Origin of the sequence: Cesiribacter sp. SM1, assembly GCF_020178975.1 — a bacterium.
Lineage (GTDB): Bacteria > Bacteroidota > Bacteroidia > Cytophagales > Cyclobacteriaceae > Cesiribacter.
In genome coordinates this window covers 552,578-570,076 of the sequence record NZ_JAHXBU010000093.1, presented here as the reverse complement: position 1 = coordinate 570,076, position 17,499 = coordinate 552,578, and the positions used below count along the sequence as shown (strand labels likewise).

10 protein-coding genes are annotated in these 17,499 nt (G+C 44.7%); all 10 read right to left on the bottom strand.

Features of this window, described 5'->3' with window-relative positions; genetic code table 11:
• The coding region (locus tag KWJ01_RS24215; protein ID WP_224999710.1) for a malectin domain-containing carbohydrate-binding protein at positions 1 to 5,954 on the bottom strand (5,954 nt) is incomplete at its 3' end.
• A 224-nt stretch (positions 5,955 to 6,178) separates the two neighbouring features.
• The gene (locus tag KWJ01_RS24210) at positions 6,179 to 7,576 is read right to left on the bottom strand and encodes an undecaprenyl-phosphate glucose phosphotransferase (protein ID WP_224999709.1); all 1,398 of its coding nucleotides are present in this window, start codon (positions 7,574 to 7,576) and stop codon (positions 6,179 to 6,181) included.
• Positions 7,577 to 7,936: 360 nt separating this feature from the next.
• A complete protein-coding gene (locus KWJ01_RS24205; RefSeq protein WP_224999708.1) occupies positions 7,937 to 8,893 on the bottom strand; it encodes a hypothetical protein in 957 nt (318 codons plus the stop codon).
• A 173-nt stretch (positions 8,894 to 9,066) separates the two neighbouring features.
• On the bottom strand, positions 9,067 to 10,449 hold the full coding sequence (locus KWJ01_RS24200) for a WcaI family glycosyltransferase (RefSeq protein WP_224999707.1): 1,383 nt from the start codon (positions 10,447 to 10,449) through the stop codon (positions 9,067 to 9,069).
• Between the two features lie 463 nt (positions 10,450 to 10,912).
• Positions 10,913 to 11,785, bottom strand: a complete 873-nt coding sequence (locus tag KWJ01_RS24195; RefSeq protein WP_224999706.1) for a glycosyltransferase family 2 protein — start codon at positions 11,783 to 11,785, stop codon at positions 10,913 to 10,915.
• A gap of 12 nt (positions 11,786 to 11,797) precedes the next feature.
• Positions 11,798 to 12,898, bottom strand: a complete 1,101-nt coding sequence (locus KWJ01_RS24190) for a DUF563 domain-containing protein (RefSeq protein WP_224999705.1) — start codon at positions 12,896 to 12,898, stop codon at positions 11,798 to 11,800.
• Positions 12,899 to 12,911: 13 nt separating this feature from the next.
• Positions 12,912 to 14,003 carry a DUF563 domain-containing protein gene (locus tag KWJ01_RS24185; RefSeq protein ID WP_224999704.1) on the bottom strand — a complete coding sequence of 364 codons (1,092 nt, stop codon included), beginning with the start codon at positions 14,001 to 14,003 and terminating at the stop codon, positions 12,912 to 12,914.
• Positions 13,993 to 14,565, bottom strand: coding sequence for a DapH/DapD/GlmU-related protein (locus KWJ01_RS24180; RefSeq protein ID WP_224999703.1), 573 nt, complete (start codon positions 14,563 to 14,565; stop codon positions 13,993 to 13,995). The genes KWJ01_RS24185 and KWJ01_RS24180 overlap by 11 nt, the downstream gene beginning before the upstream one ends.
• The gene (locus tag KWJ01_RS24175) at positions 14,562 to 15,698 is read right to left on the bottom strand and encodes a glycosyltransferase family 4 protein (protein ID WP_224999702.1); all 1,137 of its coding nucleotides are present in this window, start codon (positions 15,696 to 15,698) and stop codon (positions 14,562 to 14,564) included. Before KWJ01_RS24175 ends, KWJ01_RS24180 begins: the two co-directional genes overlap by 4 nt.
• 89 nt (positions 15,699 to 15,787) lie before the next feature.
• A complete protein-coding gene (locus KWJ01_RS24170) occupies positions 15,788 to 17,470 on the bottom strand; it encodes a GMC oxidoreductase (RefSeq protein WP_224999701.1) in 1,683 nt (560 codons plus the stop codon).
• Positions 17,471 to 17,499 lie beyond the last annotated feature (29 nt).

Below are 17,499 nucleotides of genomic sequence, written 5' to 3'. Positions count from 1 at the left end.
GCTGAATACTTATTGGCCACGTTTCCGCCGCTGTGATAAGCATCGGCATTGAACACACCTATTGAGGTACTGATGTCTCCTCCCCCTGAATTGATCCGGTAGGCTACCAGCGATGGGTCCTGGACAGATAATAGAAACTCATCACTAACAGTGCCTTGTTTGCCATCATTTGCCGTTACTTTTAAGGTAAGACTGGATGAACCGCCGCTGGGAGGAGTACCACTAAATGTGCGTGTACCTGCATTGAAGTTTAGCCAGGATGGCAGGGCCGTGTTATTAGCCTGGCTGGCAGTGTAGGTTAAAACATCTCCGTTGCCATCAGTAAAAGTATTAATGTCAAAGGTAAAACTGAAGGCTGTACCTACACTGGCCTGCTGGTCTGGTATGGCATTGCTCACCACCGGAACCTGGTTTACATTTGGATCGATTACCACTACCGAAACCTGGTCCGGAGGGCTAACAGCTGTTTTATTGTCGGTAACTGTTAAGCTAAAGGTATAAGTACCTGCCACCAGCCCACTAACGGTTGGCTCATTGATGGTTTTACTGCTAAACACAGCTGTGTTTGGTCCGCTTACCTGGTTCCAGCTATAGGCGGTGATGCTGCCATCACTATCAGTACCAGATCCATTCAGTACTACAGAGCTTGCAGGCAGGGTAACCTGCTTATCCGGACCGGCATTGGCTACAGGTAGCTGATTTACCCCTGCGCTGATTCCTATTACCTCAATGGCAGAAACTTTAGCGTTATCAACTGATCCGGACAAAGCAATATTGAGTGTTCCATCACTCACCGATACCTGCCCCCACTTTACAGAAGCAGTACCAAAGCCAACATCTGCCAGGATATCATAATTAGTTAAAACAGGAGTACCCTCTGCCGTTACATTGAAGACTCTTTGCCCTGCAGAAAGGAAATATATTTCTGCAAAATGGAGCCTTACCGCATAAGTTCCGTTTGCTACCGGTATGCTGTAGCTGAAGTTTTTACCATAGCGTTCGCTCTGGTACAATGCATCATCTGCTGTTTTATTGATTTCAACCGATTTTGTAACGGTGTTCGACGCGCTATAATACTGGTCTACTGAAAAGATAAGGCCAGCAGTTGTTGTAATTGCTGCTCCACCTGCATTTATCCGGTAGGGAGCCGCGGCATCAACATCTTTCACCACCAGGCTGAAATCATGATTCCCGGATGCTCCCTTACTATCAGTAGCAACAACCCTTACCGTTAGTAAGCCAATGTTTGCCTGGGGCGATGTACCGCTAAAGGTACGCGTATTCACATTAAAGCTTAGCCATGCTGGCAGTGGGTTTCCATTAGCCAGCGTTGCCGTATAGCTCATCGCATCACCATTAGGATCTGAGAATGTGTTCTGGGCAAAAGTGAAGGAATATGCTGTTCCTGCTGTTGCGATCTGGCCTGGAATAGGATTAGCAGCCACAGGCGCAGCGTTAGATCCGGCACTACTGTTGTTAATATAAAACCTGGGAATACGCTGGTCCCAACCCATGGAAAGCAAGTCCAGATCAGTGTCGTTGTCAATATCTACCGCTATTGCACCATCGTGGTGATCAATTGGCCCACCAGGATGCAGCACATGTTCAATCCAGGTACCGGAATTACACAGATCGTTCTCATAGGCCAATAGCCGGTGTGCTTCTTTCCATTCTCCGGTCAGTACATCAATGTCGCCATCAAAGTCTATGTCAACCAAGTCGAGGCTTAAGCCACCATCCACTCCTGTACCAATTGTTGTTTTCATCCAGGGTTTGGTAGGATCTGAACCAGGCTTAAACCAGCTTACATCCTGATCATTACCAATCTGGTTTACAACACCATCCAGGAAGCCATCTCCGTCTAAATCAGCAAGGGCATTTCTATCGAAGTGAGTGGCTAGTGTAATACCTGTAGAAAACGTCGTCCAGGTTCCATTCCCTTCATTCCTTAACCAGTTTGCCCCCTGAAACAGGTCCAGGTCACCATCATTATCGATATCGCCTGCACTAATGGCCTCACCAACAGAGTTCGGGCTAATGGAAGCAATCGTCCAGGGTTGTTTAGGATCTGCCGGCACCGTTAACATCTGCACCCACGACTTACTACCCTCGGCACCATTCCACACAACTGCTATTTGCGTGTTGGCTACGCCATTGAAGTTACCTATGGCAACACCGGCCATAAAAGTTTCCTGCCAGCTAGAGGTACCTGCCGGAATATTGGTATGAATGGTAAAGTTACCCTTGCCGTCATTTTCTGCCCAGGCCATTTCTGCACTAATGTACTGGCCCTGCGTACCAAAAATGTCGTAGTCGCCATCGCCATCAAAGTCATGTATGAGCGACATATTGTTCATTGGAGAACCAATCAGCTTTCGGGTCCAGGTGCCCTGCGGAGTACCCGGATTTTTATACCACCAGCCGCCTGTTACAATGTCCTTGAAGCCATCTCCATCCAAATCCTCAGCAAGGATGTAAGGAGAACGATATTCAACTGCATTGCCAATGATTTTTTCTGTCCATTGCTGTGGGAATGGTGTATCGTTGCAGGCTACTTCTTCCTGCACGTTTACCGTAATCTCGTCGCTGTATTCACTGGCTGTATGATCTGAATTGGCAAGCTCCAGTTTTATGGTGTGGTTGCCAAGCGTGAGATCGCTAAAGGTGATGGGATCGGTGGTATACACCCCACCCAGTACCACGCCATCTACAATTTTGTGAATGTGTGATGTTCCGTTTCCTACTTCCCAGTTCTTTACCTCAAAAGTTACATTAAAAGGCTGTGCCACCCTGGCGCCGCTTACAGGACTTTTAATGGTGATAGAAGGTGTTGGCAGCGGTGCCTGTCCGTAAGAGACTTCTACGGCCGAAATCTTGGCATAATCCTTTACCGATGATAAAGTAACTGTCAGGTTACCATCTGTTACATTAATACCGGTTATCCGTTCTATAACAGCCGTTGCGGGGCCTCCTGCTTTTGCAATGATATCATAGTTATTGAGGCTAAACTGGCCACCTTCCACACTTACATTAAATATCCTGGCACCAACTCCATTGCTGTTTTTTACACCATGATAAATTTCCGCAAAATGCAGCGCCACATTATAGTAGCCATCTTCCGGAACAGGAATGTTGTATGAGAAATTGCCATACCTTTCCGTCCAGTATATCTCATCGGAGGTAGTATTACTAATTGCCAGTGATGTAATAGAGGATGTTTTATTGCCATTATGGTATCCATCCTGCTCCCAGTCTACCTCGTTTACACGCATGGCATTGCCACCGGAGTTAATCCTGAACAAGGCATCTTTGTACAGGAAGTTTACCACGATATTTTGGGTGAGGACAACACCTGCTTCGTTCTCAATATTGCTGACAGTTAAAGAATAGTTTACCTGTGGCAACAGATTAGATGTAGTAAGTGTTAGTGTTCTTCTGTCTTCACTAAGCAATGCGGAGGTAATGGTAATGCCGGGACTTAGTGCGTAATTACTAAGCTGTTCTGCAGAAGCTTTTTTAACTGGTTCATTATACTTAATGCTCACCTGGTTTTGCGACAGCGCCTGAATAGTGTTGATTTTGGCAGGCGTATTGTCTGTGGATACCCCTGTGCCTTTAAATTCAACATAGTTTAGATCGAAGAGATTAACATCTCCTGCGCTTTTCTTAAACACCAGGTACAGATCGTGCTTGCCGCCGGGATTGGTTACAGGCACCTGAACATTTACCCAACTGCTAAGGCCACCTGTAACCGGAACCTGTGCAATACTAAGCAGCGCGCCACCGGGAGAATCTGCCCGTATTTCTATAGTACCTCCTGTGTTAGAAGCAACCCTGTATACTACCGAGTTGATACCTTGCAGATTTCTGCCCGAGTACATGATGTAAGCGCCATGTGCCAGTGCCCTTACGGCATGGTTCCCTCCCCCCAGCTGATCAGTATTATCTACCTGGTGTGTGTAAGATTCCGTATCGTAAAACTCTGCTTCCATCAGCCTTGGATGCACTATAACCTGATCGAACGATGTTAAACCGCCTGCATCGGTATAGTTGGCATTAAACACCATAAAGATATCATCCTGCCCATCGGTATCATGTCCTGTAGCATCCAGATGATAAGTGCCCTCACACTGGTGCAAAGCAAGTCCGTCATGAGAGTGGTTAAGGTGGCCAAATGAAGGAGTCAGGCTTAGCGCACTGCAGTCGATAGTCCCATCTGCAGTAGATCCATCTTCCTGGTCATTCACAACCACATGAAAGTTCATGTCGTCTCCCCATGCCATCATACCACCATCGGGCGGGTACACAAAATCAAAAGTAGCGGAGTTGTTACCAGCATAAATAATTACAGATTTAGCGCTCACCCCTCCTTTCAAATCATCTACACGTAACTGGGCCTGAAAAGTGCCTGCCTGGTTGTAGGTAAAAGATGGATTTTTGGAATTGGAATCTACAACACCATCAGACTCAAAGTCCCATGCATATGTAAGAGCATCACCATCAAGGTCAAAGGTACCCTCGCTCGAAAAACTAACGGATAATGGTAGAGACCCAGAAGTTTTGTTAGCACTGATGTTCACCTGTGGTGTACGGTTTGGATCAATACCTATATAATCTATCCTTACCAGTTTACCAGTTCCAGTATTTGTGGAGCAACAACCAGCACCATACTCCAGAATGTATAACTGCCCGTCAGGACCTACCTTTAAATCAATAAATCCTGAGCCTGTCACTACTGATGGTGCCATTTGTTCGGTTGATCGCACACCGCCATTCTCATCCATCTTAACAGCCCACACCTTGCTGTTATTAAAATCATAGTAAAAGAAGGCACTATCAAACTGAACAGGAAGCTTTTTGGGATTTACAACAGATGGATTGTAGTAATACCTGGGGCCTGCCAGATAGCACTCATGGAAAAAGTCCAGCCAGGAAGGTACGGCAGGTGGCAGGTAGGTAGCGCCTGTATTCCATTTAGAAAGGTTAACCGGGTTGTTTGGGTCGTAGTAAAAGTTTGGGGCTGCATAGGTGTTCAAATAAGGCTCATTCTTACCGCCAAAATAGGGCCAGCCGTAGTTGCCTGCCTTTTTCACCAGGTTTATTTCATCTTTGCCTTCGGGTCCCAAATCACTAGCAACGTTGGCATCAGGCCCCACTTCTGCCCAGAATAGCCAGTCACTATTTGCTTTATCCACAAAAATCTTATATGGATTTCGGGCACCCATTACATAGATTTCCGGACGGCCCTCTACACCACCGGGAAACAAGTTTCCCTCGGGAATGGTGTAAGTTCCGTTTGCCTGTGGCTTAATACGAAGAATTTTACCCCTAAGATCGTTGGTGTTGGAAGAGGTGTTTTCTGAGCTCTGGTTTGGATCTGTTTCGTTCAAAGTAGCATAGGCCGAGTGATTAGAGTTGTCGCCGGTGGCGATGTAGAGATTACCCTTAGAATCAAAATCCATATCGCCCGCTGCATGAAAGCAGCACTGACGCTGGGTTGGCCACTCCAGCACAACTACTTCAGAAGACAGATCTATCAGATCTCCGTTCATCTGAAACCTGGAAACCCTGTTTACCGAGGTAGATGATGGAGAGTGATGCAGGTAAATGTACTTGTTTGTGAGAAAGTTAGGATCGAAAGCAATCGCCAGCAAGCCATCCTCCAGACTGTGGAATACATCCAGGGTTGCTGCTTCTACGGTTGTTTGAGTGTTTGGTTTGTAAATGATGACTTTACCATACCTATCCAAAATAAAAATGCGGCCATCTGGTGCAAATTCGAAATTCACAGAATTCTTCAGGCCGGTTAACAGCTCTACTTTTTGAAAAGCAGTTGGAAGCTGTGCTGATGTAAGCAAAGGGAAAAAAAGTACTGCAACCAGTGAAAGCCACGATAGCTTTAGGAAGATTACCTTCAAACAGGCTACAAAAACGAAAGAGGATAGCTTATCCATGATTTTAATAAGTATGAGATTCAGAATGGTTATGACACCATGCCGGGAAAACTGCATTTCAGAGGAGCAAGCACTATCCTCTCTACACATTTGCAGTAGTTCCAGACAGGGAAGGGTGGGATTTGTTGAATGTAGAGCTGAGAAGTCAGCAGAGGGAAGAGATTGCAACTATTACACTAAGGAAACCACAGATAAATCAAAAAAATTATCTCTGTTGAGGGGGATTACACAGCATTGATGTTTCCCCTGAATACATGCCAGATAGTTAGAAAAATGATCTTAAGATCCAACAGAAGCGTCCAATTCTCCAGATACCAGATATCTGCATCCACACGCTTTGTCATGGCGGTGGTTTCTTTTGTTTCTCCACGATAGCCATTTACCTGCGCCCAGCCTGTAATACCTGGAGTTAGGAAATGCCGCACCATAAAATTATTTATGAGACCCGAATAATCCTGTGTATGCTTTAGCATGTGAGGGCGTGGCCCCACCACCGACATCTCGCCTTTCAGCACATTGAAGAACTGTGGTAATTCGTCAAGGCTGGTTTTTCTGAGTATAGCGCCTATTCTGGTAATTCTGGGGTCTCCTTTACTGGCTTGCTGTATATCAGCAATTGTATTAACCCGCATACTACGGAACTTATAACAGTAAAATGGTTTATTACCTCTGCCAGACCGCAGTTGCCTGAACAAAACAGGCCCCTTAGAATCCAGTTTAATGATGACTGCCAAAAGCGGCATTAACCAGCTTAAAATAAGTACGATCACTAAAAGTGAAAAGGAAATATCGAAAGCCCGTTTGATAATCTCATTTGCTTTATTTTCCAAAGGCTCCCGACGGTTAGTAAGAATTGGTAAATCACCGTACTGGTCCAGTAAAACGTTCTTATCGAAATAAGCCTTCATGTCAGGTACCAGTCTGTAACGGATCATGTGCTTATCAGCCAATTGTAACAGCCACTTTGCTTTTTCAAATTCATGAATTGGCAAGGCACAAAAAATTCCGCTTACTCCATTAGACAACACATAGTCAACGCAATCTTCTATTTTACCAATTACATGCTGGTTACTGTCTCTCATCTGGCCATAGTTGTCATCAAATATGCCCATTACCTTATAGCCCAGATTCGGATTGGCCTCTATATATTTCTGTAGTTCCAGGCCAACGGTGGTAGCCCCCACAATCACCACTTTTTCCGTGGCAACCCAATACTTTCGCCTGTACTTTCTCACAAATAGAAATGCAACCTTCCAGACAATCAGGGAAAAAGTAAACAATATGTATGCCTGAAAAATAAAATCCAGCGACAGTTGGTATTTAGGTAATACAAAACTTAAAGCTAGTGGGGTTCCTATAAAAATCAATGTAGCATTCAGGCAGGCTATCAGCGTTGCCACGGCATCTCTCACTAACACATTATTATAGAGGTTAGTTAAGGTAGAACCATAAAACCAGAACAGGTTTAACAGCAAAAAGACCAGTCTGTATATATCAGAGTTACTGTCCCAGAACGAATTAGGACTAACCAGCATAAAGCTTAGGTACAGAGACAGGTTCAGCAGAAAGTAGTCAGTTACTACATTTATCCACTTAAATAAAGTTACATATTTGTAAGTCATGGAGTGAGGTAGAAAGAGTTATACAACAACTTTTAACATTAAGCGCTGGGAAAACACACCGGGTGCATTGTTAAGGGCTACAGCAAAAACTGAAGTTTAGAAGCCTGAAAAAGTTATGTTATTTAGGATATCCAGCCTGTATAGCCGTCATGATTGCTGAAGTTGTTATTAAGCCTTCTCAAATTTCAAACACATATTTTCTATACTCATCTTTTGTTAAAATATTATCAGACATACACCTTTTTCCTCCTTGGTTCCTCCTGATGGCAGAAGTGCCTGTTACATTTCTTTGATTGAAAAATAATTTATTGGTTAAACTGCATGGCATACAGGTCCCTGCTTATCTACCTGGATCCACACTTATGGCACTTCCTTCGTGGAGGCAAGTATTGACCGCTCCAGAATTTTATCTTTGATGATAGGAAAGAGATTATCTGCTAAAAATTTTTGCCCCTTATCATTATAATGGATTTTATCCATGTAGTGTGATTTATCTATTTTCTTGCCCAGCTCAATGGTATAAGGTATACCGTTTTCCTGGCAGAAGTCAATAATAAGCGAACCATCATCATCGAGCCTGCCGTTTTGTAGTTCGTCCTGCCCAACATGCAGGTAAAAGTGCAGCGGAATTGCGGTAGTGTCTGAAAGCTCCTTGAATTTTTGAAATCCCGGATTGAACTCATCTGCAACCTCTATCTTCAACGCTGTATTAGTATCGCTTTTATCTGCTTTAATAGAAAGGTAGTCCTTAACTCTTCCCCACCCCTTCTTTACAATCATTTCCCAGGCAAGTGAAGCCTGCTTATCAGGGTACTGTCCGTGGACGCCCACTACCGGTTCATGTTTCATATTATCAAAAGCATCTGCGCTGCTAAACACCAGTAGTATCAAATCGGCGTTAAATACCCCGTGCTCCTGAATGTAGGCGGCAGCATTATCGGGGCCCCATGAACCTTCTGCAATGTTCAGCACCCTAATGCTCCTGTTAAAGAAATGACTTAACTGATTTTCTAAAATTGTAGAAGCAAGGCTATCCTGGTCTGTGGCATTTCCGCCATTTACCAGCGAATCCCCAATCAGCAAAATCACAGTGGAATCTGACTCCGATAAAGGTTTACTCCTCATGGAGTACTCATTTGTCTGGTACAATTTGCCGTAGATCTTTACCTTTTGATTTGGCACGTGAATGTACTCATAAGCATCACTGGCTTGATAAAGTGGAAAAGAGGTTAAGCCATAGTACCTGCCAATGAGTTCGCCGGCAAGCAGGAACATGAGCAGCAGTATACTTCCTATTAGAATCGATCTTTTAAGCATATTAATTAACATTTTATGAATCTTCAACCATCTTAAAATACTGTGCCTGATTAGTTTAAAATTTAACAATCCTGTATGCAGCAGGGCCGCTAGTACAGCATTTATGATGGTAGTTTTAAATCATTCTGCAAGCTGAATTTTACAAAGGATAGAAGTCTTCCTATCCAGGAGCACTAGAAAACTTTGGTACTGGATGTATCCAGACTTGAATCTGTTACTGCGCCTTTATATGTTTTCCAGGCAGAGCGGTCCTGTTGATAAGAGGGTAAGGGTAGCAAATCGAGCGCTGGTTGGGGCGTAGTTTTCTGTGACGCTTCCTGTAGAATATGCGTACTCTCAAATGATCCCATAATGCCATCTATAGATAAAAATACTTCGGCAAAAAATCTGGCGTTTTTTCTGGTCTGTTCATGATCCTCCTCCAGTGCTTTACAAATTCCGTTTATCAGCGCCTGCGTGTTTTCAGCTTCCACTGCAATGCCAATCTTGTGCCGGGTAATCATAGAGTTCAGGCCTGTGTCTTTATTGGCGGTAACAAGTGCTAAACCCCCAACTGCCAGTATGGTGGTGAGTTTTGAAGGCATTACCAAATCGTAGGCATCGGCTCGTTGAATCACCAGATGTAAATCTGCTGCATTCAAAAACATATTAAAAGTCTCTGTTGGCTGTAGTGGACAAAAGACTAAGTTATTTAGCTTTAAGTCGCTTGCATCCCTTTGAAGTTTTTCCTTGTATGGTCCGGATCCACAAATCAAGAACTTCCAGTTTTGCTTTTCTTCTAATGCTTTTGCTGCCTGTAACAGCAAGCCCAGTCCCTGCTTTTCACCAATGGCTCCTGAATAGAGGATAAGCTTTTCATCTGGCTGATAGCCTAATGCTACCTTTAGAGAAGACCGGTTGTTGAGCGGATAAAAAAATGATGTATCGACCCAGTTTGGGAAATGTGCAATGGTTTTATCTGTTTTCGCCTGAGTTCTGCGTACCATACCCTCGCCCACGCATGTGATTGAGTCGCACTGGCTGAAGATGTATTTTTCAACCTTGAAAAGAGTATTGATCAATCCTTCTGACTTGATCATTTGCAGGTCTCTTGCTGCTTCTATCTGCATATCCTGTATGTGATACAAGAGTCTTGAGCTCCGTAGCTTCTTATAAAATATGCCTAACAGGCCAAACTGAAATGAAGGTACTACAGTCACTACAAAGTCAAACTTTCTCTCGGGTAGCAGTTGCAGCAGCTTAAAAAATGCTGTAATGGAAAAAGTTAAATCCAGCAGCATCCTTTTTAAGCCCGATGGTTTATCAGGCACATACATGGGGCACCTGTACACCCTAATTTTACCACCACTTTCAAAATGCTGAGTTTCTTTTTTATACCAGAACCTCCCCCCGTGGTAAGGTTCCTGCACCTTCCAATAAGGATAATAAGGATAAGCTGTAATTACAGTACATTCATACCCTTGCCTGGCAAGCCATAAAACCATTTCTCCGGAGTATTTTCCTATGCCTGTTGGCTCCGGAGAATAGTTGTACCCTATTAGAAGAATTTTTTTCATAATATAAAAAATTAGAAAAGTCATATATTTTTGAAAGCGTAATTCTAGAATGATCAGACTTGAACAAAGCCTGATCATAGCCGGGATGTGTGTAGAATTACAATTGGATAGAGGCTTTTCCCAGGTAGGGTGTTGCAGATCAGAAAAGCCGGTTTGAACGACTGGATATCCTTCCTTTAATTAGCGAAAGGAACAATTGGATGATAAAAAAAATACCAGGCAGATATTTCAGGACTGGACTCCATTGGTTACGGTAATTCAATGGATTTACATCTACAATCAGTTTATATGCCAGGCAGTATAAAAAAGGATTAGATTAGTGAATGCAGTTGATTTAAAATAGCAAAGGCTAAACTGGCATATGCCCGGCGCTATAGCACCGGTTCCTTATACTCCAGTAAAGAAAGCTTAACAAGCACAGCGTGGTACTTCAGTATTAACAGATACTATAACACTAAAATCTTCAGGCAGATCTGACCAGTTCTCTTTTTGCCGGAGCGTGATGCAAATCAATTTGTAATAACTCATCACCTCTTTTAATAATTTCCCTCGATTTGATTTGTATTAAAAATTCATAGTAGGCCATATTTATGCAGTAAATAAAGCCCTGCGAGCCCTCAAGAAAACCAAGACTTAGAAAATACGCCTGAAAAAACCTTAGCAACGGCCAGCCCGGCAACTTACTTAGCCATGATTTTAAGGCCGGATTACGAACACTACTATGGCGGGCAAATATGTTCTTCAGCGGCGGAGTGTTAGTAAGTCTGGCCATGGCTTCCTGGCTCGAATATCTATTATGCCGTTCCATCCACTGTGTCCATCCTTTGGAAAAACTATAGTGCAGGTAGGGCTCTTTGATATACAGGATTTCACCAGTCACTTCCGCTTCTTTTTGCCCATGACCAAAGTCGGTAAACCTGGCTTTGTCTTTTCTGAGCAGTCTGAACTGCCACTTCGGGAAATTATCACAGCGCTTGAGCCACCGTCCTTCCAGCATCATCTTCCAGCAGCAATAATAACCAGCTACATCTGCAGTGGCTAAGTTTATAGCCTCAAGCATTGCCTTATGGAACTGTTGTGTTACTACTTCATCAGCATCCAGAAACAGAATCCACTCGTGCCGGATCTCTAACTTTTCCAGTGCATAATTTCTTTGACTGCCAAAACTTTCAAATGGATGTAGAGATACTTTTGCTCCCCAGGCCCGGGCAATATCCTGCGTTCTATCAGTGCTGCCAGAATCCAGAACATGCACATCATCAGACCAGCTGACAGAGTTGAGGCAGGTGGGCAGATCATTCTCTTCATTTTTTGTCAGTATCACTACAGAAATCATAAAAATTGCCTTTTAGTGTTGTAGCCAGTTTTCAAGAAGCTGAAGCTTAGAGAGAAGTTTTTCTATTTTTTGATCTGACAACAGGAGATGCTGCTTAAGCGCAAGGTTTGGCTTTTCAACTATCTTTTCTGGTTCCAGGCTAACAGTTTCGAACTGCAGCTGATATGTTTTGGCAATTTCGGCGTAATGCTCTGGTGGCTTGTAGCTACTTCTTAATTCTACCACCAATGTTCCGGGCTGGCAGAAAATAATGTTTGTTAAAGCAGCGCCATGTAAACCAACAACCACTGCGGCTTCTGAAAGTGCCTGCATTTGCTCCAACAACGTGAGTTGCTGGGGGTCCAGGATTTCAAAGCCAAGTCCTTTTAAAATCTTAACCAGCCGCTCTTCGCCTAACAGCTGTCGGATGCGCTGCTTTCCGCGAAGCAGATAAATTTTTCTCGTTGGATTTTGTGGTACTGCGCCAAGCATCTTTTCCTTAAAGCCATCGAGCAGCCACTTTTTCCAGGAGGGAAAATACTGTCCGTCGCGGCTGTGCAGATAGTCTGTTACCACCAGATCATTAACCGAAAGAGTATCAAAAGGATGTAAGCGCATTACCTGCTCTTCCGGAATTCCCAACAGGCGCAGCGTGTCGTTTTCGTAGCGCCGGGAGGGCTGGTGCAGAACAATGATACGCTCTGAAAAATCTGCCAGGCCGGATTGCTGTACCAGCAGCAGACGAGGCAGCAGATCTGCCAGCCAGTGGTAATAATTACCTTTTGCCCTTGGCGTAAGCAGAAAAACAGCCTTATTCACACTGGCACGCATTACCCCCAGATAGGGTGAGCATAAGCTGGGGTGCAACTCTTTACCCCAGGGAAAGGCTGTTAAGCGCAGATAAACATTATTCCGTTGATTGATTACCCCACCACTATACAGCCCACAGCAAAGTGCATTTTTAAGCCTCCAGGTAAATATTTGGTGAGATTCTGCCAGAGGGCCATAGATCTTTTCCTCTTCCCGGGGTTCAAGCTCTATTTCCGGTGCTCGGCCGGCAGGGTTGCCAATTTGCACAAAAACAGCCAGCCTGCGCAAAGCTTTAAGGCTTTGCATGAATAGTTGATGTTTCATCTTGCGGAAATAATTAAGCAGCTACTGTTTGCTGTAGCTTAAACAGCAGATCATTTATAGCTTTTTCTGATAAAATCAGGTTCTGTTCATTGGCTAAATGCCGCGGGTCGAGCAGGCGCTCCGGCTCCAGGCTTAAAGTCTCGAACTGTAGCTTATAAGTCTTGGCTATTTCAGAATAATATTCTGGCGGTTTATGGCTACTTCGCAGCTCTACAATTTGGGTACCCTCCTGGCAAAAAATAATATTGGCTAATGCTGCTCCATGCAGGGCCACTACAACTGCCGCCTCAGAGAGCGTTTTCATCTGTTCAACTAAAGTCAAGTGCTGGGGGTCCAGAATTTCAAAGCCCTGCTCCCGGAGAATAGGCACCAGGCGATCCTCTCCGAGCAGCTTTCTGGTGCGCTGCCTGCCTCTAAGCAAGTATACCCTTCGCTGTGGTTTCACCTGCACCGATCCTAAAATCTTTTGCTTAAACTCATCGAGCAATTCCTTCTTCCATTCCGGGAAAATTCGTCCGTCGCGGCTGTGCAGGTAATCAGCAACTAATACATCTTGTATGGCAATGGTTTCAAAAGCCTGCAGTCTGATTACCTTTTCATCGGCAATGCCCAGTAAACGCAAAGTTTCACGCTCATAGCCTTTAGCAGGAGAATGCAGTATAATATTACGCTGATGAAAATCTGTAAAACTACATTTCTGAACAAGCAAAAGCCTGGGCAACAGATCGGCAACCCAGTGATAGTAGTTGCCTTTAGTAGCTACGGTAATTAGAAATACTGCTTTATCAATGTTAGCCCTTTTTCTGCCCAGGTAAGGAAAAGATAAGCTTGGATGCAGCTCCTTACCCCAGGGATAAATCAGAAAACGGCTCATCACCTGGTTCTGCGCTGTAATAACGGCACCTCCGTACAACCCACTGCAGAGCGTATTGTACAATTGCCAAACTGATATGTTATCAGACACCTGTGATGCTACATCAATCTTTTTAATATCCAGCGGTTCCCTGAGCAGTGTAGGAGCCTTTCCTGCAGGATTGCCCAGCTGAACAAACCTGGCCAGCAGGCGCAGCATGGTAAGGCAGTACTTGTAGATCTTATGCTTCATAATGCAGCAGTTTTCTTAGCACCTTATGTTCCCCGAGGGGCCGGGCAGGATTTCCTGCTACGGTGGTCTTTGCTGCTACAGACCTGGTTACCACACTGCAGGCTCCTACAATGGCATACTCACCTACAGCAACACCCGGCATAACAAAGGCCCTGGCGCCTATAAAGGCATGTGCCCCTATGACTATGGGTGCTGTGATCAGGTTTTTGGCAGGCTCATTAAATGCGTGAGTACCTGTGCACAAATAAGCCTCCTGCGCCGCCGTAGCATGTTCGTGTAATTCAATCAGGCCCAAACTATAGGCATTGGTTCTGTCGCTCAGGCAGGCACGGTCGTGCAGAATCAGGTTCCAGGGTATTTTAATACGGGCCCTCTGATGAACAAAGGGGTAACCGTATATCTTGGCCCCAAAGATCTTCAGCCAAATGAGGCGCCACGGGTTCAGCGGTTTAGGTGTCCAGGAGCATAAAAATGTCCAGCACAATTCCCACAGAAGCATTTTAATACGCTCAGTGGTGGTCCAGGGACTATGTGCAGCAGTTTTCTGTCTATGTACCTTCATATCAGCACTGTATTTCCAACTTTCAGTTCATTTACAACAGCCTGAAACTCCTCCAGAAAGCAGGTACCAATGAAGGAAGTAGAGTGGCTCCTTCTTACCTTCAAAGCTTCTTTTGACAGCTTAAAACGGTCATCGGCATTTGCAATAAGCTTCTCCATAGCCATTTTTAACATTTCAATGCCCTGCTCTCCCCGGTGATTGAAAACTACGCCATTTTTTTCGTGCACCACAAAATCCTGAAAACATGCCAGATCTGATACGATGGGAACCGCTCCCCAGGCCATTGCCTCTAAGGGTGCCAGTCCAAAAGTTTCTCCTTTCTCTGCCACTGATGGGTAAACAAATACAGAAGCTTCGGCATAGTAATGGTTTAACTTCTCTATGTCATGGGTAGGACCTGTAAATTCAACACAAGCATCTCCTGCCAGCTGTTTTAGCGTGTTCAGGTATTTATCGCCACCGCCACCCGCAGATTTATCCCATGGCCCTACGATCTTAAGTGTCCAGCTTGTGTTAAGTTGCCTGAAAGCCTGGATGAGCAGGTGCAGCCCTTTTTCGGGGTGTAGCCTTCCGGTGTAGAGCAGTACAGATTTTTTATCGTATAAATCAACCTCTGGCAGATTCTGAAAAGGCAGCGGGTTAGGAATGGTTACAATCCGGTGCTGCTGATCGGATGAAATTTCACCCTGTATTGCCCCCGCAACAGGGCTGGAGTTTGCCCGCAAACGGGCAGCCTCATGGTAAAATTTCATCTGTCCTTTGGGAACACGTGCTACATCTACCACACAGCGTTTTCGCAAACGGGAGGGTAATACCACAGGAGCCCAGAATGTATTTGTAACCACAATGTCAGAATCAGGCGGCACTACTGCTCTTGCCCGGAGGGTGTAGCATAAGTCCAGCCACTTTAACAGTAAAATAGATCCAGGCCAATCGTAGCCTTTTACCCTTCTATGGATAATTCCGTCACTGATTTCTTCATCTGGCATGCCAGGAAAACTACGTGACACATACACCACCTCATGGCCTTTCCGCACAAAATCAAGTGCCAGAGCATACCACATTTTTTCTGTTGCACCGCCTATCACCGGTGGAACGGGCAAAAAAGCTCCCTGTAGAATCGTAATTTTCATTAAAAATAGCTTTTACCTCTCTGATAAACAGCAGTTGTTATCAGCCTAATTAGAGTAGTTTGCATCAGACAGGTTACAAGTACCTGCTCTCACGCATATTGTTTGTCCTGGTGAATTTTAGGAACCTTACTTGTTAAATATCTGGAAAGTCTTACTGCAAAAGCACCTAACAAAAATGTTGGGTTTGCCTGGCCCGAAGTAGGGAAAACAGAACAGCTGCAAACATATACATTGCTGGTACCCCACAGCTTTAAATTCCGGTCTACTACCCCCAGTTCGGGCGTATCGGCCATGCGGGTAGTACCTGTCTGGTGTATGCCATCGCAAGACATGTTGCGTATGGCTTCTGCTAACTCCTCCTTTTTGTACCAGAATTGCAGTTCTCCGCAGCCACATTTGCGCAGCCAGCTGTCCAGTGCCTCGTGCAAAAGAATAACCGACTGAATATCTATGTCATTGATTGAGTAGTGAATTTCCAGTGTTTCGCCATCTGCCCCTAAAACCATCCGGCTCTTTTCATCAGGCACCTGCTCTGCATGAAAATGAAGTGCATAGTTATTCTGCGGGCTGTAAAGAAACACACCAGGTAATTTACGCTTCAGACAGTATCTTTTATAAAAAATAGCCGCAGGTTTGGCCAGCGAAGCTGGCAGGTCTTTTATCACGTTAAAAAAATGCTTGCGAACCTCATTTCTTTTACCTTTTGTAATAGAGTGAGCAATAGCCGGTGGCGCAAGTCTCTTCCCAAGAAAAGGGATGAGCATAGCCAGGTACATAAAAGACATAGCGCCACTCCTGTGTTTGGGATCAAAATACAGCGGGTTATCCAGCCAGATTGCTGCATTCAGCAGGTTTTGTTTTAACAGAAACTCTTTTGAAAACTGAAAGCGCCTGCGCAGGTATGTTCCGTCTGTATCCCGGATAAACCCATAGTCTGTTTTTTTGGGATTGCCATAAAATTTAACCGTAGCAATTTTGCCTGAAATATGCCCCTGGTAGTACTTGCCCAGGGCCGCAGGCACTGCTTTAAGCCGGGAGAACAGCTGTTTGTTGCGTAGTAGCAGCCTGGTGGTTTCCTGGGTTCCTGCCGAAATTACAAACGCTTTTGCTTTTATCCTGATCCATTTGGCTGATCCTACTTTACGAACAGAAATCCAGTTAACGTTCCCCTCGTTATCCGGTTTAGAAAACTCTCTTACCTCGTGCGATTCCATCAACGTTAGGTTAGAGAGTTCTGCCAGTTCTTTACTATACCTTTGCCCAAAGCGGGTGGGCATGCTCCAGCGCTCCAGAACAGAATCTGTTACGTCTCCCTCCTCAAAATATTCAGCAATCCTAGCGCCTTTAAACTGTGCGTATTCATTCAGGTTAAAGACCGGCCTTCCACATTCAAAGTATCCTGCGGCCCGCTCAGTATGCTGCCTGAGTTCCTGAAGTATGGTAAGATCCCAGGTACAGCCACCGCCATGTACCGGACGTTCAATAAAATCAACTTCATCAAACATTACGCACCGCCCACCCCAACTGGCAGTTGAGCCCCCTATGCCTTTATTTGTAGTTTCATAGGGATTGTGGTGATTTAGAGGATTCATATTCCTGATAGAATTATCAAGACTGTTTTTCCCCGTTGGCTGATCTGACCCAAACTCAACCAACAGCACTTTATGATGTGGGTTTGCAAGGCTGTACTCCAGCCCAACAATGATTCCGGCAGGTCCACTACCAATGATACAAAGGTCGTATTCTACCTGGTTTGTTTTTTGGGCGCTCATTTTGTCTGGTAGTAATGCGGTTAAGAATG